Source organism: Xenorhabdus griffiniae (assembly GCF_001028135.1).
Taxonomy (GTDB): Bacteria; Pseudomonadota; Gammaproteobacteria; order Enterobacterales; family Enterobacteriaceae; genus Xenorhabdus; species Xenorhabdus bakwenae.
On sequence record NZ_LDNM01000005.1, the window covers coordinates 26,494 to 44,511 of the forward strand.

Here is an 18,018-nt window from a genome sequence, read left to right on the forward strand (position 1 = left end):
GATACACGGATTGCGTTGAAGCGTAAAGACAGGAAGACGTGTTACAACAGTTGCCAAACACTACACAATGTCAGAACGCGATAAAGCGATCAACGAAATGGTGACATTAACTCAATGGGCGATTATGGAAACAGGCCAAGAGAAAATGGCGAAATAAAGAATTCACATTTCTTACATTGCAAAAAACATCGTACGCAGTACGATTTATTTATTGACTATCGTACTCTGTACGAGTATAGTATTTCTCATCGATGGCAAGGATGTTTGTTATGGAATACTTAGTTTTTATCGAAACTCCTGTATTTAGTAGAGAACGAGCTGGATTATTAACTGATAATGAATTCAGACTATTACAGGAGCACTTATTAAAGAATCATGAACAAGGCAGTACCATTAGCGCTACTGGAGGATGTAAGAAGATTCGCTGGCAACGTGAGGGAATGGGTAAAAGTGGCGGTGTCAGAATTATTTATTACACAATAACCAAAACTGGAAAGCTCTATCTTCTTTTGATTTATCCTAAAAATAAAAAGGATAATGTAACGGCAAAAGAAAAAGAAGTGCTCAAAGCCATCAGTAGCAAATTGCAGTAATCAACGCCGCGCCTTTGCGCGGCATGTTCATACAACGGAGAAACTATGGACAAAGAACTTTTTAATGACTTGGTTGAAAGTATGGAGCAGATGGTAGCGATTGAAAAAGGCGAACTTTCTGTCCCTAGTGAGAATATCCATTACCATCGTTTACCCGATGTAAAAAACTTGCGTGAATCCTTTGGGTTAAAACAGAGCGAATTTGCTGAGGCTGTTGGTGTCTCATCCTCCCTAATTCAAAGCTGGGAACAACATCGTCGTATTCCTTCTGGTTCATCATTGAAACTTCTTAAGATGCTTGAACGCCACCCAGCACTCATTAAGGAATTAAATTCACTTTAACATTTTCATTAGAACTCCCCCCGCATTTAAAGCGGGAGAAGTCAGAAAAAAATCGGAAACAAGGTTCATTCCCACGCCGCTAATGTAGCGGCTTTTTATCCACCTCTTTCCCGTAGGCAATGGACCTCTTTCTACCCGGCTACCGAACTCTCCCGTGGAAAACCGTAGAGAGTTTATTTAACGCATGTATTCAGTATTTCTTTGCCTGCATTATGAGATGTATTACTTACTGTGCCCGTCTGCTATCTCTTTGTTACCGTACTCGGTATGTGAAAATAACTCCATTAAGAAAATAATATAAATAACCAAATGGAGTAAACAATATGCGCTCTAACGCATTTAACCACAGCAACGCTCAAAACTTATTTATTGATCATGATGCTCTTGAACACGAGCTTGAATTGGACAATCAAATCGCTGAACAAATCGAAGAAAACCGTCGTCATTTACGTTTAAAACTGCGTATTGCTGACGAGATACGAAAAGAACGTGAAACCTATAAACATCCATCAGCCTGTGAAAATATATCGCTCTCATTCTATCTATTGGATAAAACGCCAATTTATTCAAATGGCACTGAGCTTTTCAGATTGAAAAAAGATTTTAGTCGAGAGCCTTTTTACCTGTAATGTAATACTGTGTTGTGCGTGAACTGGAACGAAGAAAGCGGAGGAAAGTCCGGCTTTCTTTTGTAAGTCATCAGCCGAAGGGAATAGGTGCAATGAGGTGGAGTAAAACCTTCGGCTGCGAAAGGGAGTATTTTAAAACTTTCAAAACGGCTGCCTTCGGGAAAAGGTCGGTTTCGGGAAACGGGGAAAGGGTCGCATCACGTTAAGGTGCACAGAGCAAGTTAAATAGTTTAATAATAATTAATTAAGAAATTATCAATTATGAAATCATATTCTTTAATGTAATAACATAAGTTATAACTATGACGTATATGATTTTGTTACGCTTATTATGATTCATTCATCTAGCCAATCAACAAAATGAATTAGACTATTGTAGGTGGGCAATAGAACTAAATGTATCGCATTATGAGCGATTTTATCTTTTACTAATACATTCCTTTGTTTTTAATCTAAAAACGTCTCTAAATTGATTGTATGCGTTTTTATGGTGTGTTCAATATTACTATTTATCAACGACAAAACAGAAAAGCACTAGAACGCTATGAAAAGGATTTTAAGCGATTTTTTTCGCTGGCTGGTGGATTTGTACAAGAAAGATAATCAAAACGCTATAAGTGTGCTTTATGGCTTTGTAAGAGTGGATTTTGTAAAAGTAATTAATTTTCGATTGATAAATCTAACTCGTTTTGTGTCTCTTTATCTTTGGTAAAAATAGATTTTAAATATTTAACTAACTCGTTTTCTGTGTTGATTTTATACTCACCATAACCCATACTTATTTTTCCACCAGTATAAGACACAATCCCCAGACGTTCACAAAGTTTTAACGCCTGATTTGTCTGCGTGAATCCGTTATCTGCTTTCTTGTCTGCTTTTTCTTTGTGTGCTGTCATTTGGTCACGATATTGGCGCATACTAAATTTAACTTTACCCATAATAATAAAATCTAAAACTGCCATGATATTAGATGCGCTCATATCTGATAAATCATAATTATAAAAGCTATTAGCAACGCCGCTAATAATAAAACAAAACTTATTTAAGCTATAAGAGTTAATAGCAATTTCTTTTAATAAGTCGCTAGGATCTTTTTTAGCGTTTTTAACGATGAAGTATAAAGCGGAAACAGCTTTGTCATTTTTCGCAACTAATTCAGATAATCCAGAAAAGTATTTAACTTTGGTAATTGCAGCTTGTAATTCTGCTTTTTCCGCACTGGAAGGAGTAGCAATAGTGGATAAGTGTTGCTTGATATCGTTATATTGTGTATCTAACAGTGAAGCGACAGAAGCGACAGAAGAAACGATAATAGATTTAGACAAGTTAGCCATGATTTAGATTCCTTTATATATAGTAGCGCATTGGCGCATAATTATTTGATTTTTGTTTTATAGTGTTGTCATCACTTGATGTCGCTTATAATAACGATTTAAAAAAACAGATCAAGAATTTTTATGAATTTTTTATTTATTCTTAAAAATAAAAAGTCTTAGAGATAATTTCAAAATGACTAAAGGTGTTGACTGAATAAATAATGTTTTTCAACATTCAACCTTATATTTATTATAAATACATAAAATATTATTTCATATATGGATTATCTTGATAGGTAGAGTTATTAATAGACGCTTTCAGTAGGAATGTGGATATTTTGGAAAGAATAATACGTGAGAATTATCTCGACGAATTACCTTATAAAAACTCTAGTTTATTTAGGGGAATTTCACCTATCCCCTAATGTTTAGAGCAATTATTCAGCCAGTGTTCCGTCAGCTTCGAGTGGAATAATACGTTTTATGGCATCGTACATGATGGTTAGAGTCCTACTGCCTATTAAAATAGTAAAAGAATCAAGATCGCTACTTCCATGTTTGCCCTTATAAATATCTCCATTTTTCATGAAAACAGCAACTTTTTTTTCAGTGGCGTGAATTTTCTTGAGGATTAAATGAAAGGTTTTCTGATCAAAATATTCTCTTTTTTCGCCTGGCAAAGATGTGTCACTTTCTACTGAGATTTTATCCACTGGTTCAAAGAAAGCGATGTTGTAATCTCTGATACGTTTATCTTCAAAAACAAACACCCCTCCCCGATTAATTTTGACAAAATTAGTAACCATAGTACTTCCATCAATAAGGGTTATTTTGACAGATTGATTGTTATTGCTAATTGCATTAAGTCTTATTTTGCAGCCTTTATAACTTCTATCACCATGTCGTGTTGTACCGTATGTAATATCAACTTTTGGCAATTCATTGTTCATTTTCTTCTCTACTTAATGATTTTCTTGATATGAGCGGATCATACCAAACACATGACGGGTTAAAAATTAGATAATCGGTGTACATTTATATTGTAATAAATACTTATACAATCATACAATGCGAACAATTATCAATAACAGGGTGGTTGTATGAAAAATAAGATATTATTGGTTGTTTTTAGCGCAATTTACTTATCTTTATCTGGTTGTGTCGTTCAACCTAAGCAAGTAAGGCCTGTCCATAAATTTGAACCTTATATCACTGGTGAAAAATTGGTCACAACACCAGAGGTAATTGAGAATTCTAAAAAGATGAGGACAACAACTCCAGAAGACATAGTAAAACTTTATAAGAAGTTAGGTGGAGACAGAGGGGAGTTTGAGACAAATGCAGACTTCCAAAAAAGAATGTCAAATGTTGGCATTATGAAGATGTGTTATCCAATTAATTTTACTGATTATAAGTTTGATCCAGATACAGGTTTAACCGAGCTATCAATAGGTGCTACTCATGGTAATTATAATCCCTATCTAAATTTTGATAGTGACGAGTCTTGGAAGAGCACTAGATACCTAAATGCACCACATATCCGAATGGGGAGTTTTGAAGTAGAAAGAAAAGGCGGATATAGAGCAAACTCTTTCGGAGTAAGGGTGTTTGTAGAAGATAAAGATAGAGATCTTATATATTTAACCCTAAGTCCGTTTTATACCGAAAATCGATCTATGAGGTCGTTTTTATCGGCTGACATAACTGATACAAAAAAATTAAAGGGTATGTCGTATTGCGTTGTCGTTAAGCCTATCTCACCTTTTATTTATAAATCAGACTCTCATTACCATAGAGCAACATTTGATGCGTCATTTGAAGGTTACTTCACTGATTATTATATTAACTCAAAGATTATTGATTTGTATTTGCAAGATGGAAAAGGAAATAGGTTAAATGACAAATTATCTGTAGTTATCAAGAAAAGGTAGCCGCACACATAGCAACCGTATCTTTCGTGCTAGATGGTAGGCTGACATACTACTTTTCTGGTACTTCAATGTTTAAGGCCACCCGATGGCCTTAATTAGAAGCGCGATTTTCCCAATCTTTACACTGCCTGCCCAATGGGTTCTTATCATTGTCACCTGTCAGAAAGTTTATAAACAACCAATTGTAGTGGTTCGCTTATTGATCCCAATAAACCAATCGGTTAAAGTTCTTCTGCCATCGGCAAAATCCGATGGTCAAGGTTTCGCAGCCTTGTAAAGAGTCATCCACTGGTAGAATATTTCTACCAGTGTGTCTGCTATCGCCCTTTCAATGGCGGTTCAGGCAGGGGAGGCTTCGGCCTCGCCGGACGATGACTCCCGGTACTGCGAACCCTGTCTTGAATCGCCACCATCAATACTAATTAATGGAAAGGGGTAGCAGGAATGAATAATGCTAGAAATGACTGGCATCAAGCCGATATTATTGCAGCCATACGCAAACAAGGAACAACCTTAGCGGCACTCTCTCGTGACTCAGGACTTAGTTCGTCTACACTGGCAAATGCCCTCAGTAGGCAATGGCCTAAAGGCGAATGGATTATTGCCAATTACCTCGGAATACACCCATCAGAAATCTGGCCTAGTCGATACTTTGACAAAAATGGTCAACTTATTGAGCGAACTCTCTATAAAAAATCTCAGATACATAACCCCGAAATCTCTATTGAACGTTATTTCAGAAAAATAGAAATGTGATTGCTCAAAATAGAGAGCATAAAATATCTATATATTTTCCAAATTTTATGCTCTCGTCGAAACCATATATCGGACGGTTTGCTTATTATCTGGCAAAGTAGCAGGTAACTGAATGTTTGAACATAATGAAATGAAAACAATCCCATTATCAGAATATGTAAAGCAACATGGTCAGGCGGAAACAGCAAATGTACTGGGTGTACATCAAACAGCGATTAGCAAGGCGTTGAAAGCGGAACGTAAAATATTTTTGATCCGCCAAGAAGATGGCAGTTATAAGGCTGAAGAATACCGTTCATTTCCTAGCCAGAAAATATCCATCTTTTAGTGATTTTGCCTATTCCTAAACCGAATTAGCCTAAATATTCACCATAATAACCATGCTAAAAATAATAGCATACTGATTTAGAGCTATGAGAGGTGTAAGAGCTTATTTATTTAGTGACAAAGTTTTACGGTTAGATAAAAATAACGGTTTTCCCTATTTGCAGTAAGGTTGTATATTAAACACTCACTAAAAATGATAATAGCAGCAGGTTCTATTTTATTAACAGCCTGTTCATCTAGCGATGATGATATTCGAGAGTCTGTTAAAGAACAGGTTAACAGGGCAATGAAAGACCCTACATCTTCTTTATTTCGTGATGTTGACATCTACCGTGATGGCGAGGACGGTAATTGTCAGCATAGTTGTCACCCCCATTAACAACACTGATAGAGAGAGCAGCTGGTCGATATCGTGACGTTGAATCTCGAACGAAAAAGACAGGTCTCTTAAACTCATTAATAGTGCCAATTATGTTGACAATTACCGTAGTGGTGAATATATGATTGGAGAGTTTCTTAGAAGAGGGGCATGTCTTCCGTTTTTGAAAACTCTGTTAGTGAAAGTAAAACCCAACTCAATTAATGTATTTAGAGTTAAAACAACATTTATGGGAGCGAATGGAGGTGATTTAGATTTTAGTTTATGTAGCGTCAAGCTGTATCAAATCTGGAACTTGGACGATATAGATTGCAGCTGGGTTAATAATAGGTTTGGTATTTTTTGAATTTAGTACTACCTGTATAAAAAATATTATGTAATGATAAATTTTTATTAGTTTTTTAGGTTAGCAACATGAGCTTGGGAAACTGAAAGGTCTAAACTTACTATAACCTGCAATTGGATGCTGTTGGGTCGATTATAATGGAAAAATCTGGATTAGTTGTTTACCCATCGGATGGTGGAAAACCCTTTTTATTAAATGAAAATGGCCACCTATTAACAAAATTAACAACAATTAAACAAAAGCAAGAGGGAAAAGGTGCAAATGTCAAATATCAATATAAACATTTTGTACCTAATGCTGAAAACTATCAATTGGTCATAGTGCCTCGGTGTTCTTGTTTGTATTATGTATTGTATTATTTGAGAGCTGATATGTATTCAGTACCAATTACAAAGTTCGATATTCAAGGTAACTATATTGTTTGGGGAATTGATAGTTATTCTCTTGAGGATTTTTATGATATTTCAGAGTGGTTATTTACTGATGAGTTTATTATAGATGTATATGGCTATTCTAAAAATACAAGAAAAGATAATTATGGTCTAGATTTTAAGGGTGCAAATCAATTTTTAACTGTCTCTAATGAAAAAGAGCTTGGTTATTGTGTATTAAGGCAAAAAATTAAAATGAGCGCAGGGCAGTCATGGAGTGTTCCATCAGATTTGCCAAACCCAGATAATCAAGTAGTATTTGTCCGAAGTGATAATCCAAATTGTGCTGTCTCTACTGACAGAATATACAATAAAGTTACCGTGTCTCATGATTGCAATTTATATGTGGTTGTTTTTTCCTCTGGATTCACTCCACAGAAAGATGGTTGTGGTGTTCATATTTGGAATGAACGGGGAGAGTTAACTTACTCCAGTCGATACGTACCATTCTTCCATGGTGAAAATGTTGTTTTTAATAGCGAGAATGATGTGGTTACTACAAATTTAAAGTCCCCAATGATTAGGGCTACAGACTTATATCTTCTATGGAGTAAAAGAAATGATGACTGGAATTTTTATTCGACCGCATATAAATTTCATGAAAATAAAATAACTTTAACAACAGGGATAAAAATTGGTGATGGTAATATTGGACCGAGGCATGAGCTTAACGATTACGCAGCAGTTCCGACATATGCAATAGAATTTTCCGACTATTTTTAATACTAATAGAGTAATAGTCAGAACACCAACCATCTTGCTCTCTGCCATTTTCTAGGGCAGGACTTATCAGCTAACAACTGTAGATTCATTTCAAGATGATTCAATCAATTAAAATGATGGAGCGGGTGATTTGTCTTTGTGCTATACGAGATTGGTAGCCTCGGTTCTGGTGCATTACTCTTCAACTAACATCGTCAGTCTAATGCCTCAGCATAGATCTATCTAGGGCATCACTCGACATTTTATCCAATCACGGGTTTCCAACCTCTCGGGTTTATGTCCTGTGCTCCTGATAGCGCTAGTATTCTCCTGAGTGACTGTATTGTGGAGGGTATGGCTGTGGTCAGTTCGGCAGGCTCTTTAACTATACTCAGCGTCTCTAACATCAGTGGCATGATGTTAAATTGCTGATATTTATTCTCTCCGCTTAATTTAATGTTCCATTAAGCGGAGCGAATAATAACGAATTCATAGAGGGGAAAAGTATCAATTGTCAGCGGACTGCTCTGCGTTTTTCATTAATATTTCGAGCATTTCCTCTGTGATCCTGCCTTCTTTGAACATTTCGAGAAGTTGTGTTTTAACACTGTTGTCGGCAATGATCTGTTTAGTGCATTTATCGAATTCTGCTAACGTGATGTTCTCTAGGAGTGCATTAAGCACTATCTCAATACTTGGTTTAACGTTTTTCGATTTGAGTCTAGATTTCAATTCATTAATTTTTTCTTGTGCTTTTGGTGTAGCTCTGAACTGCACAACTTTTGCTTTGTCAGTCATAATATACCTATAAAAAAATACCTTTAATATTATTATATCTATTAGTTAAGTAAGTGAAAAGGTAATTCACTACCTTCCGATAAAATGCCCTGAACAAACCCATCGGTTTCTTTGATAATGTTTCTTCGCTCAAATGAGTGTTGTAGTAAGTTATTATTGGAATAGTCGAGGAAATCCACGACAAAGCAGATATTCGCCTGATCGGTTTTTTTACGAAGTCCACGGCCTACACGTTGACGCAGTTCTACCTCCGCTTTCCCACCACCGGCAAGAATGACACCACCAACGCCGGGAACATCAACACCTACATCAAGTATTGTAGAGCCAATCAGTACATCAATCTCACGGTGACGCAGCTTATCAAGTTGAGCCATTCGTTCAGCCTGTTTGCTCTCACCGAAGATGAATTCTGTTTTAATACCTATACTTCTCAGCATTTCCTTCAAAATCTGACCGTGTCGTTTGAGCCTAACAAGGATCATTACGGTCAATTTGTGTCCTACCATTTTTTTTGCCTGATGGACGATTAGACTATTTCGAGCAAGATTGTAAGTAATGCCAAGTTGCGCGGCTCGTGTGTATGGGGAGTTACGACCTAAACGTGAATTTCCAACCTTTTCAGAAAGATCTTTTTTGATATTCACATCATCAGGTGTGTAATCTGTTCTTAGATAAAGGAAGTAAGGTTTTGCCAGAATACCTCTGTCTATGAGATATCGTTCCGATACTTTAATTCCAATAGAGCCGGTAACAGCCATCAACCGCATATTGGCTTCTGCGGAATCTTTCATAAATGGCGTTGCTGTTAGACCTAATCGGTAATCGGCATTCACACACATGCGGCTGATATCATAAAAAGCGTTGCCCGATGATTCGTGTGCTTCTTCCAGTATCAATAAGCGAACTTCCTGCAACAGTTTTTTGATTGCCGCCTGTCTACGATAGTGAAACTCTCGTTTTTCCCCCCACTCTTTGCGTTGTTCCTCTTTGGTTGGATGCGGCTTGGTTGATTTTTTACCTTTGGGTGGTAGTTTTTCAACAAAACGGGGGAACTCGTCAAGAAAGCTAGCAAGAGTCTGAATGGTTGCTACGTTAATATGGCGCGAAAAGTGGAACATGCCGTCACCAACGATCCCGATTTTTTCTCCTTTCAGGTGAGGTTCGCTGTTTTCTGCTCTGTAGTTGATAGAACGTTGAAAATTGTCTCTCATTTGGTGCATTAGCACCGATCGTGTGGTGATAAACAGTGTCAGTTGATTAATACGAGCGGCGGCTTTACAGCCCACTACGCTTTTCCCACCGCCAGTTGCAATCTGAGCAATCATCCCTCCCTGCTTGACCATACGCTCGACTGTTTCATCCTGATAAACGTAATCAGGATTGTACGGGAACTCGTTTATCTTTGGGTTAGGTTGACCCAATGGCAGGATCATGGGTTTACGCTGCAAAAGTACTCTGTGACCTGCTTTCTCTAACTTCTTTGTCACTGCCTGAACAAAACCTGATGGAAAACTGCGTGTTGTCCAGTTGAACATTGTCGATCTTCCATCCCATCCGCTTGATTTAAACTGTGCCCCATCAACCTCATAGCTCAGTGCATCTTGAACACCGCGTAAAACACCCTCATCGGCATTTTTACTTATTAATGCGTTGACTGCATTATATGCAATAACGATATCCATAAATAAGACCTTATATTTTTTAAAAAAACAGATATTATATTATGTATGTAAATACTTATGGAAAAGTATGGAAAAAATACAATGGAAAGTAAAACTAAATTTTTAGAGGTGGAGACGGGAAAACTCGTTCCTAACGGCTGGAATACCAACAGTGTTCCACTAATGAACATGGACAAATTAAGAGAATCACTCACTCGCCTCGGTTTGTTTAAACCCATCATTGTTCGTGAGGTCAGGGACAAATACGAGATCTTAGGTGGTGAGCATCGTTGGAGAGCTGCTGTAGAACTTGGTATGCCGACCGTCATGATTGCCAATTTAGGTGAAATCAGTGATTCAACCGCAAAACAAATCTCTGTTATCGACAATGAGCGATACGGTGAAGACGATGCGGACAGTTTTACCCGTTTGCTTGAGGAAATTCAGACAGATCTTTCCTACAGTTTTGCAGACCTTGCTCCGGTTGATGACATTCTCAAAGACGTAATGCCTACAATCTCGACAGAAGCAGCGTTTCGGGAGTTAGAAGCTCTAAGCACTGAAATGGGGGCAAACACTGAAATGGATGAATTCGGTTCTGAGTTATTACGTGAAAGAGCTGAAAGAGCCGAGGTGAGTTCTCACCAAACCATGCGATTTAAGGTTACGACAGATGCGGCGGAAATGATTGAAGCCGTGATAGCGGCCGTTATCCGTGACGAGAACATTAAAACGGGCAACAAGATGGAAGATGCCGGGGAAGCACTGTTATTCATTGCAGAAAAATACAGGGAAGTACGCTAATGGAAAAGAAATTTGAAATTGTCTATTTAGACCCTCGTGCTCTTATCCCATATGAGAAGAATGCAAAAAAGCATAATGAGCAACAAATTAAAGATCTTGCCGAAGCCATCAAAAAACGTGGTTTTGACCAACCTATCACAGTTGATAAAAACAGGGTGATTATTACCGGTCATGGTCGAACGGAAGCGTCAATCTTTGCCTGCCTGACAAAAGTACCCGTTATTATCCGTGATGACTTGACTGAATCCGAAGTTGCTGCGAAAAGACTGGAAGATAACCGCCTAGCCAGTACCGACTACGACGCTCTGGTACTGCAAGAAGAACTGAAAAACCTGATTGACGGTGACGTGGCTGTTTACGGATTTTCTGATCGTGAATTGAGTGTATTGGTTGAAGACATGATCGACTCAATGGCAACTGATGGCTTAGTTGTGGATCTGTCAGTTGAAACTGAAAGACAGAAAGACGAGCACGATGTGGTCGCTCATAAAGTGGCAAACGAAGATGTCCGGCTGGTAGACGTAATGGGCTTTAAATCGATTCCTGCCAGTTCTGCGATTGTGGTTGGTGATTTGCTTGCTCACATGGAAGAAATGACGGGAAAGAGCGGTATAGACGCTTTTCTGGCGTTTGCAGAAAAAGTCTCTGAGGAAATGTACGGAGAGCAACAATGAGCGATTACATCATCAACATTGCATTCGATACTCGCGTAACTAAAACAACCCGTACACTCGAAATTGCGGAATCATTCGGCTTAGGTATGGATGATAAACAATTCACGCTCTATGACAATCTACGGGTTCAAATTGATCAGGGTGATGTTGTGTATATCACGGGTCAATCTGGTTCGGGTAAGTCGGTGATTTTACGAGAACTGCAAAGATTAATGAAAGACGAAAATAAAACCGTCTTATCCATTGATGACATTACCTTTGATAACGACAAGAATGTTATTGATCAGGTCGGAAAGACCACCACAGAAGCGTTGAGCTTACTGTCAATGGCAGGTTTGAACGATGCTTACCTGTTTATCCGTAAACCGTCTGAAATGTCTGACGGCCACCGTTACCGGTTGAAAATTGCAAAATTGATTGAATCTGGTGCTCAGGTATGGGCGGCTGATGAATTTGGCGCTGTGTTAGACCGCGTTACCGCACAGGCTGTAGCGTCAAACTTCCAGAGAGCGGCGCGTAATGTTGGTGCAACCGTTATGGTAGCCACTACCCATGAGGATCTGATCAATGCATTACGCCCTAGCATAACAATTACCAAGCACTATAAAGAGCGGGTGAAGGTGGAATATGGACGTGATCATTAATCGGCATAAACCGGAAGATTTCCCGAAACACTTAGACTTCATGAAAGACATGGTTGTTTCGAAAGGAACGGTCGAAGATTGGCATGAGCTTAAATCACTCCACTATAAGACAGATGGCAAGCCGTTTGCACCGAGCTACTACAAATGCACATTAGGTGATCGCTTAGTGGGGGTTGTCGTGATGGCATACCCAAAGCTGCTGCTTGCACCACGACACCGGATGTTTCCAAAACTGAAACCGACCACTAACACTACGGTTGCTAACCAGTATTGGGGAAAATACGTTAACGCAAATTTCGCAGTTATGAGCCGTTGTGTAGTCGATACGCTGTACCGAGGTCTTGGCGTCAGTTACCGGTTAATCAATATTGCCTCACGTATGCATGATAAGCCGATCATTGAAATTCAGTCCTCAATGAGCAAGTACAATCCATTTGCAATGAAAGCCGGATTTGATTTCATTCGACCAGAACGGCCGAAAACCTATGAAAGTGCGTTGCGTGTATATCAGCGTCATTTCCGATCAGATGCTGGTGACACGGAATCAATCGTAAGAGAGCTGTTTTCTATGACTGATGCGCGTAGGCGTAGAGCGTTATCTGATCTAGTCGCTAATTATCATAAAAACTCGTCATTGGCGAAAGCCGGTCGGAATAGAGGCACAACAATTCAGGATATTTTGGACACCTTAACGACCGAGGAAGCGATCGTTAAATTTCTCAAAGAAATCCATAACCTCAGTTTTACCACACCCTTATATGGGGCATATCGAAATCCAGACTTCGGGAAAGCGTTGCCAAGTGACATCCCACTTCTGGTATTCGATAACCAAGATGTACGCTCACAAATGGATACAAAGCGTTTAAATGTGATTTAAAAAAGGATTCTTAAACATGGACGTAACTGAAAAGCAAAAATCAATTATCCGCACTGTCTGGATTGGCGTAGAGCGGGGTAATCCTGTCGATATGGACGAGTTACTGGAAATGCTGCCTTATAAAACCAGCAAACAGTCTATGCAATTCTCTATCCGTGCCCTTATCAAAAAAGGGATCGTTGTTAAAAGCGGTTTGAGAAAACGCGCAACAGATGGGTATAACCGTGTGGTGTATGAACTGACGGATCTCGGTAGAGCAGTTGCAAAAATGTATAGTTAATAATACCGTGCTCTCAATAATATATATTAGTAAACAATATAAATTTGATATCTATATTGTTTTGATATTTGTTTTGTTCTTATGTCTTTCTTAGTAAGAAATTTATATAAATATTATGGGAGCAAGGTCTTTTTATTAACACTGCGGAAAAGGAATTTTCGAGTGGCAATCAGGGAAGAAAGAACACGACTGTCTGCTTCACAATGGGCGGAAGCTGAGGCGGCTTGGTCTTCTGGGGAGTTTTCATTATCTCAGTTAGAGGGGCGCTTCGGTGTAAGGCGAGAAACGCTTTCACGTCATTTCAAAAAAAAGAAGGTCATCAAAGGCACGGATGCTGTTGGGAAATTAGTTCGTGAATCAATCAGGTCAGATGCTGAAATAAGGGCGAAAGAACGCTCCGCGTTAATTGAAGAAAGGCGGGGTAAATACGACCGCTTTGCATTCAATATTGCCGCTCTGCTGATGAGAGAAGTCACTGAGGGTTCTAAAGCCTCAGCAACAGGCTCGGCAATTGGTTTTGCTGAACGGGAAGCCAATATAAAGGCACTACAACGGGCTTCAATCACACTGAGTAAATGCTTTGAGGTGTCTAGCAAGTCTCTCAACATGGATAAAGTTGATGTTGAAGAAGATGAGCTTCCGGCACTGATGTTTGGTGAACTGACACAAGCACAGGTTGCGGAATTGCGAAAAGCTGAGGAACCGGCTGACCTGTCAGAAGAACTCGACCTTGACACTGAGAGTGAAGAAAACGGCGGGGGTGAATGATGGCTCAGAACAATAGTGGTCTGCAATTGGTTCAGCTCCATAAAGGGCAGATGTCAGTATTCAAATCACCTCATCGATTTAAAGTCGTCTGTGCTGGTCGGCGTTGGGGTAAATCCCGCCTATCTATCTCTAAGCTGATGAAAGAGGCTATAAAAGCGCCTAAACAGCGAGTTTGGTATATCGCCCCGACTTACCAGATGGCAAGGCAGATTCTTTGGGATGATTTGCAGGAATTGATCCCCCGTAAATGGATCAAAAAGAAAAACGACACCACAATGACCATCTTGCTGAAAAACGGCAGTGAGCTGGGATTAAAAGGCGCTGATAAGCCGGACACTCTGCGTGGAGTCGCATTGCATTTTGTTGTACTTGATGAGTTTCAGGACATGAAGCCTGATACTTGGTACAAGGTCATTCGTCCAACTCTTTCATCCACGAAAGGAAAGGCGCTGATTATCGGTACACCGAAAGGTTATTCCGCTTTCCATAAGCTCTGGACTATCGGGCAAAATCCCTCGATGCAGAAGAAAGGGCATTGGAAAAGCTGGCAGTACGTTACCGCTGATTCGCCATTTGTTCCAGATTCAGAGATTGAGGCGGCCCGTGAAGATATGGACCCTAAATCCTTTGCTCAGGAATACCTTGCTTCTTTCGAAAATATGTCAGGCCGAGTGTACTATCCGTTTGAACGAAAAACACACGTTAAGCCATGCGAATTCAACCCGAAACTACCTATTTGGATAGGGCAGGACTTCAACATTGATCCTATGTCGTCGGTGGTATTGCAGCCTCAACCGAACGGAGAACTGTGGGCGGTAGATGAAATTGTCTTGTTTTCATCGAACACAGTTGAAGTGTGTGACGAAATCGAACGCCGTTATTGGCGATGGAAAAATCAGGTTGTTATCTTTCCTGACCCAGCGGGTAGCTACCGTCAACATGCACGAGGCGAGTCGGATATTGATATCTTTAAGGAAAAGGGGTTTGTGCGCATTGATTTTCCTAAAAAACACCCTCCGATTGCAGATCGTGTCAATGCGACAAACCGCTTGTTGATGAGTGCTGCGGGGACAGTTAGACTTCATATTGACCCAAAATGCAAGCATCTCATTGAATCATTTGAAAAAGTTATTTACAAACCGGGTTCTAGGGATATCGATAAGGCAGCGGGTATTGAGCATAGTACTGATGCGATAGGTTATCCGATTCATAGACGATTCCCTGTCAAAGAACGCACAATTCTCGGTGGTTCACGTTAACAATGTAGTTATATAAATATCTAAAGGATTTTAAATGGAAGTTGAATCTTTAGACCAAAAAGTATTGAAGGAATTAGTCAGTCGCCGTCATCCCGAATATGAGGGACGACTAGAGCATTGGAATTTCTTGGCAGCCACTTATGCTGGTGGACGTAATTGGTTCCAACACAATATTTTTCGTTATTTCAAAGAAGGTGATAAGGAATTTAAGGAGCGTCTGGAACGCGCCTATCGCTTCAACCACACACGCGAAGTGGTCAACCTTATCAACAAGTACATCTTCAGAGAAAACATTTCTCGTGAGCGATCTGATGCCCCTGATGCAGTAAAAGCATTCTGGGATCGAGCCACCCGTGAACAAATGACGCTTGATGAACTGATGTCTGCAATTGATATTCAAACATCAATCTTTGGTCGGATCTGGATTGTCGTTGATTCAACAATGAAAGATGTTGAGGTGACTTCTTTAGCCGATGAGAAAAAAGCGGATGCTCGTGCTTACGCCTACTGGTTGCCGCCCCAGCAAATGTTGGACTTCGCCTATGACGATGATGGCAACCTGCTTTGGGTACTAACACATGAACTGGTGCGTGATGATGCCAACCCGTTCACCTCATCCGGTGATTTACAAAATCGGTATCGGCTGTGGACGCGGGAAAGTTGGTTTCTGTTCCGTGAAGTTAAGGCCAAGAAAGGAAACGCTAAGCAAGCACAAATTGAGCTGGAGAATTATGGTGAACACAAATTAGGTGTTGTGCCTGTGTTCCCTGTGGATTGTATGGGAAATGCCCAGTCACGGTATTTCAGCCCGTCATTAATTGATGATATCGCATACCTTGATAGGGCTGTTGCTAACTACCTTTCTAACCTTGATGCCATTATCCAAGATCAGACTTTTAGCCAATTGGCTATTCCTGTTCAGGCGATGATGCCGGGCGATGAAAATCATACGAAGGTTTTGGAATTTGGCACAAAACGCGTCTTTACCTACGATGCTGAGGGTGGATCGCAGCCATTTTATATGTCGCCAGATCCGAAACAGGCATCAATGATCATTCAGACCGTTCAAACCGTTATCAATGAGATTTACCACTCAGTCGGTGTGGCTGGTGAACGAACCAAACAGGATAATGCAAAAGGTATAGATAACAGTTCAGGGGCGGCAAAAGCCTACGATTTTCAGCGTGTAAATAGCTTATTGATCACCAAAGCTGAACGATTACAGCGCGCAGAGCGGCAGATGCTTTATTTGGCTGCGAAATGGATGGGGCAGGAGAAAACACAGGAAGAAATCGACGAATTGGTCGCATATCCTGAAAGTTTTGACGTTCGTGGCCTGATGGATGAATTTGATGTTGCTAAACAGCTTAAAGAAATCGAAGCACCTGAATCAGTACGTCGTCACCAGATGGATATTCTGATCGAAAAAATCTTTCCAAACGTTTCTAAGGAGATGCGAAGTGCCTTTGATAAGGATTTAGAGGAATTTCCGCCAAAAAATAATCAATTAATGCTTGAAAGTAAGTATTTAAATACCTATGATTCAAGTAATAAAAAGGATCAAGAAACCGATCCGAAATCGACTCAAGAGACTGAGTGATTTATTTACAAGGAAAGTAAGCAATGGATTTAGGGTTCAAGTTGATGGCTCGTCGCGGCATTTTAATGAGCGAAGCTGATGATGGTACACAGGGCGGTAGTGGGGGTGGTGCTCCAACTTCACTGCCAGAAAAAATCCCAGATGCAAGCACGGACGGTTATTCAGAACTTTCACAAGAAGAACTAATCGCTCGTCTGAAAGTGGCTGATACGGAAAAAGCAAATCTCATCAAAGAAACGATGAAACGCAAAACTGATAACAAGACACTGGCGGAAAAATTAGCGGCATTTGGTGATGCAACCCCTGAGCGAGTATCTGAATTACTGGCTGCTCAACAGGCTGCGGAAGAAGAAAAACAACGCCGTGAACAAGAGGAACAAGAGAAACGTGGTGAGTTTGATGCCGTCAAAAAACAGATGGTTGACGCTCATAAAGCCGAGCTGGAAGGCCGTGATGATCAAATCACAACTTTGAACAGCGAAAAGCAGGCTCTGCGTTCTCAGATCCTTGAACTAACAGTAGGTTCGGCGTTCTCCGGCTCAAACTTCTTACGTGAAGAAACGCTGATCACACCAAGCAAAGCTCGTGTGATTTACGGTACTCATTTTGAAGTCGGCGAGGACGGTAGTGTTCTTGGTTATGATAAACCCGCCGGAACTAAAGATCGGGCTATCTTAGTTGATGGTAACGGTAGTGCTTTAGGTTTTGAGCAGGCCATTGAACGCATTCTGAAAGCTGACCCTGAATCTGATGCTTTACTACGCAGCAAAGCCAAACCGGGGGCGGGTTCAAAGAGTGATCCTGTACTGGAAAAACAGCCGGTGTCGAAAGAAAAGAGTTCTCTCGACAAAATTGCTGGCGGACTTGCCAAGTTACGAGCCGGTAAGTAATTAACAAGGGG

General features: G+C 40.0%; 21 protein-coding genes. 16 read left to right on the plus strand and 5 right to left on the minus strand.

The window, feature by feature from the left end:
- The first annotated feature begins 269 nt into the window (after positions 1 to 269).
- The 3 genes from AAY47_RS01510 (at position 270) to AAY47_RS01520 (ending at position 1,564) form a co-directional block, all read left to right on the plus strand.
- Positions 270 to 593, plus strand: a complete 324-nt coding sequence (locus AAY47_RS01510) for a type II toxin-antitoxin system RelE/ParE family toxin (protein ID WP_083446819.1) — start codon at positions 270 to 272, stop codon at positions 591 to 593.
- Between the two features lie 45 nt (positions 594 to 638).
- A complete protein-coding gene (gene nadS, locus AAY47_RS01515) occupies positions 639 to 935 on the plus strand; it encodes a NadS family protein (RefSeq protein WP_047766481.1) in 297 nt (98 codons plus the stop codon).
- A gap of 323 nt (positions 936 to 1,258) precedes the next feature.
- Positions 1,259 to 1,564 (plus strand): hypothetical protein, encoded by a 306-nt coding sequence (locus AAY47_RS01520; RefSeq protein WP_047766482.1) that lies wholly within the window; start codon positions 1,259 to 1,261, stop codon positions 1,562 to 1,564.
- A 659-nt stretch (positions 1,565 to 2,223) separates the two neighbouring features.
- Here AAY47_RS01520 and AAY47_RS01525 read toward each other — a convergent pair.
- Entirely contained in the window at positions 2,224 to 2,898 is a 675-nt protein-coding gene (locus AAY47_RS01525; protein ID WP_047766483.1) for a hypothetical protein, read from the minus strand.
- A 419-nt stretch (positions 2,899 to 3,317) separates the two neighbouring features.
- Positions 3,318 to 3,830 carry a hypothetical protein gene (locus AAY47_RS01530; RefSeq protein WP_047766484.1) on the minus strand — a complete coding sequence of 171 codons (513 nt, stop codon included), beginning with the start codon at positions 3,828 to 3,830 and terminating at the stop codon, positions 3,318 to 3,320.
- A gap of 150 nt (positions 3,831 to 3,980) precedes the next feature.
- Here AAY47_RS01530 and AAY47_RS01535 point away from each other — a divergent pair, with 150 nt between their 5' ends.
- From AAY47_RS01535 to AAY47_RS01545, 3 genes are all read left to right on the plus strand, one after another.
- Complete coding sequence (locus AAY47_RS01535) at positions 3,981 to 4,811, plus strand: hypothetical protein (protein ID WP_047766485.1); 831 nt, start codon at positions 3,981 to 3,983, stop codon at positions 4,809 to 4,811.
- Between the two features lie 444 nt (positions 4,812 to 5,255).
- Positions 5,256 to 5,567: a helix-turn-helix domain-containing protein gene (locus AAY47_RS01540; RefSeq protein ID WP_047766486.1), complete on the plus strand. Its 312-nt coding sequence runs from the start codon at positions 5,256 to 5,258 to the stop codon at positions 5,565 to 5,567.
- A gap of 112 nt (positions 5,568 to 5,679) precedes the next feature.
- Positions 5,680 to 5,895, plus strand: a complete 216-nt coding sequence (locus AAY47_RS01545; RefSeq protein WP_369813301.1) for a Cro/CI family transcriptional regulator — start codon at positions 5,680 to 5,682, stop codon at positions 5,893 to 5,895.
- Positions 5,896 to 6,201: 306 nt separating this feature from the next.
- Here the strand turns inward: AAY47_RS01545 and AAY47_RS21935 are convergent, their stop codons facing one another.
- Positions 6,202 to 6,351, minus strand: a complete 150-nt coding sequence (locus AAY47_RS21935; protein ID WP_160300187.1) for a hypothetical protein — start codon at positions 6,349 to 6,351, stop codon at positions 6,202 to 6,204.
- A gap of 405 nt (positions 6,352 to 6,756) precedes the next feature.
- On the opposite strand from AAY47_RS21935, the gene AAY47_RS22350 reads away from it, so the two are divergent.
- On the plus strand, positions 6,757 to 7,773 hold the full coding sequence (locus tag AAY47_RS22350) for a DUF6453 family protein (RefSeq protein ID WP_047766488.1): 1,017 nt from the start codon (positions 6,757 to 6,759) through the stop codon (positions 7,771 to 7,773).
- A 486-nt stretch (positions 7,774 to 8,259) separates the two neighbouring features.
- Here AAY47_RS22350 and AAY47_RS01560 read toward each other — a convergent pair whose 3' ends face one another.
- Both AAY47_RS01560 and AAY47_RS01565 read right to left on the minus strand, forming a co-directional pair.
- Entirely contained in the window at positions 8,260 to 8,550 is a 291-nt protein-coding gene (locus tag AAY47_RS01560) for a hypothetical protein (RefSeq protein WP_047766489.1), read from the minus strand.
- Between the two features lie 41 nt (positions 8,551 to 8,591).
- Entirely contained in the window at positions 8,592 to 10,232 is a 1,641-nt protein-coding gene (locus AAY47_RS01565) for a DEAD/DEAH box helicase (protein WP_047766490.1), read from the minus strand.
- 81 nt (positions 10,233 to 10,313) lie between these two features.
- On the opposite strand from AAY47_RS01565, the gene AAY47_RS01570 reads away from it, so the two are divergent.
- The 9 genes from AAY47_RS01570 to AAY47_RS01610 all read left to right on the plus strand — a co-directional run bounded on the left by AAY47_RS01570 (position 10,314) and on the right by AAY47_RS01610 (position 18,007).
- Entirely contained in the window at positions 10,314 to 11,015 is a 702-nt protein-coding gene (locus AAY47_RS01570) for a ParB/RepB/Spo0J family partition protein (RefSeq protein ID WP_235428265.1), read from the plus strand.
- The gene (locus tag AAY47_RS01575; RefSeq protein ID WP_047766492.1) at positions 11,015 to 11,689 is read left to right on the plus strand and encodes a ParB/Srx family N-terminal domain-containing protein; all 675 of its coding nucleotides are present in this window, start codon (positions 11,015 to 11,017) and stop codon (positions 11,687 to 11,689) included. The genes AAY47_RS01570 and AAY47_RS01575 overlap by 1 nt, the downstream gene beginning before the upstream one ends.
- Positions 11,686 to 12,333, plus strand: a complete 648-nt coding sequence (locus AAY47_RS01580) for an ATP-binding cassette domain-containing protein (RefSeq protein WP_047766493.1) — start codon at positions 11,686 to 11,688, stop codon at positions 12,331 to 12,333. Before AAY47_RS01575 ends, AAY47_RS01580 begins: the two co-directional genes overlap by 4 nt.
- On the plus strand, positions 12,317 to 13,210 hold the full coding sequence (locus tag AAY47_RS01585) for a hypothetical protein (RefSeq protein WP_047766494.1): 894 nt from the start codon (positions 12,317 to 12,319) through the stop codon (positions 13,208 to 13,210). The genes AAY47_RS01580 and AAY47_RS01585 overlap by 17 nt, the downstream gene beginning before the upstream one ends.
- A 16-nt stretch (positions 13,211 to 13,226) precedes the next feature.
- Positions 13,227 to 13,490 carry a hypothetical protein gene (locus AAY47_RS01590; protein ID WP_047766495.1) on the plus strand — a complete coding sequence of 88 codons (264 nt, stop codon included), beginning with the start codon at positions 13,227 to 13,229 and terminating at the stop codon, positions 13,488 to 13,490.
- A gap of 162 nt (positions 13,491 to 13,652) precedes the next feature.
- Entirely contained in the window at positions 13,653 to 14,258 is a 606-nt protein-coding gene (locus tag AAY47_RS01595) for a hypothetical protein (protein WP_047766496.1), read from the plus strand.
- A complete protein-coding gene (locus AAY47_RS01600) occupies positions 14,258 to 15,517 on the plus strand; it encodes a phage terminase large subunit (protein ID WP_047766572.1) in 1,260 nt (419 codons plus the stop codon). Before AAY47_RS01595 ends, AAY47_RS01600 begins: the two co-directional genes overlap by 1 nt.
- A 34-nt stretch (positions 15,518 to 15,551) precedes the next feature.
- Entirely contained in the window at positions 15,552 to 17,117 is a 1,566-nt protein-coding gene (locus AAY47_RS01605) for a hypothetical protein (RefSeq protein WP_047766497.1), read from the plus strand.
- A 23-nt stretch (positions 17,118 to 17,140) separates the two neighbouring features.
- Positions 17,141 to 18,007, plus strand: a complete 867-nt coding sequence (locus AAY47_RS01610) for a DUF6651 domain-containing protein (RefSeq protein WP_047766498.1) — start codon at positions 17,141 to 17,143, stop codon at positions 18,005 to 18,007.
- Positions 18,008 to 18,018: the final 11 nt, after the last annotated feature.

What these genes read in the sequence shown, in the direction of transcription:
- AAY47_RS01565 (WP_047766490.1), bottom strand. Translation starts at nt 10,232, where the DNA reads ATGGATATCGTTATTGCATATAATGCAGTCAACGCATTAATAAGTAAA.
- AAY47_RS21935 (WP_160300187.1), bottom strand. Translation starts at nt 6,351, where the DNA reads ATGAGTTTAAGAGACCTGTCTTTTTCGTTCGAGATTCAACGTCACGAT.
- AAY47_RS01580 (WP_047766493.1), top strand. Translation starts at nt 11,686, where the DNA reads ATGAGCGATTACATCATCAACATTGCATTCGATACTCGCGTAACTAAA.
- AAY47_RS01570 (WP_235428265.1), top strand. Translation starts at nt 10,314, where the DNA reads ATGGAAAGTAAAACTAAATTTTTAGAGGTGGAGACGGGAAAACTCGTT.
- AAY47_RS01590 (WP_047766495.1), top strand. Translation starts at nt 13,227, where the DNA reads ATGGACGTAACTGAAAAGCAAAAATCAATTATCCGCACTGTCTGGATT.
- AAY47_RS01600 (WP_047766572.1), top strand. Translation starts at nt 14,258, where the DNA reads ATGGCTCAGAACAATAGTGGTCTGCAATTGGTTCAGCTCCATAAAGGG.
- AAY47_RS01610 (WP_047766498.1), top strand. Translation starts at nt 17,141, where the DNA reads ATGGATTTAGGGTTCAAGTTGATGGCTCGTCGCGGCATTTTAATGAGC.
- AAY47_RS01560 (WP_047766489.1), bottom strand. Translation starts at nt 8,550, where the DNA reads ATGACTGACAAAGCAAAAGTTGTGCAGTTCAGAGCTACACCAAAAGCA.
- AAY47_RS01585 (WP_047766494.1), top strand. Translation starts at nt 12,317, where the DNA reads ATGGACGTGATCATTAATCGGCATAAACCGGAAGATTTCCCGAAACAC.
- AAY47_RS01510 (WP_083446819.1), top strand. Translation starts at nt 270, where the DNA reads ATGGAATACTTAGTTTTTATCGAAACTCCTGTATTTAGTAGAGAACGA.
- AAY47_RS01525 (WP_047766483.1), bottom strand. Translation starts at nt 2,898, where the DNA reads ATGGCTAACTTGTCTAAATCTATTATCGTTTCTTCTGTCGCTTCTGTC.
- AAY47_RS01545 (WP_369813301.1), top strand. Translation starts at nt 5,680, where the DNA reads ATGTTTGAACATAATGAAATGAAAACAATCCCATTATCAGAATATGTA.
- AAY47_RS01540 (WP_047766486.1), top strand. Translation starts at nt 5,256, where the DNA reads ATGAATAATGCTAGAAATGACTGGCATCAAGCCGATATTATTGCAGCC.
- AAY47_RS01520 (WP_047766482.1), top strand. Translation starts at nt 1,259, where the DNA reads ATGCGCTCTAACGCATTTAACCACAGCAACGCTCAAAACTTATTTATT.
- AAY47_RS01535 (WP_047766485.1), top strand. Translation starts at nt 3,981, where the DNA reads ATGAAAAATAAGATATTATTGGTTGTTTTTAGCGCAATTTACTTATCT.
- AAY47_RS01530 (WP_047766484.1), bottom strand. Translation starts at nt 3,830, where the DNA reads ATGAACAATGAATTGCCAAAAGTTGATATTACATACGGTACAACACGA.
- AAY47_RS01605 (WP_047766497.1), top strand. Translation starts at nt 15,552, where the DNA reads ATGGAAGTTGAATCTTTAGACCAAAAAGTATTGAAGGAATTAGTCAGT.
- AAY47_RS22350 (WP_047766488.1), top strand. Translation starts at nt 6,757, where the DNA reads ATGGAAAAATCTGGATTAGTTGTTTACCCATCGGATGGTGGAAAACCC.
- nadS (WP_047766481.1), top strand. Translation starts at nt 639, where the DNA reads ATGGACAAAGAACTTTTTAATGACTTGGTTGAAAGTATGGAGCAGATG.
- AAY47_RS01575 (WP_047766492.1), top strand. Translation starts at nt 11,015, where the DNA reads ATGGAAAAGAAATTTGAAATTGTCTATTTAGACCCTCGTGCTCTTATC.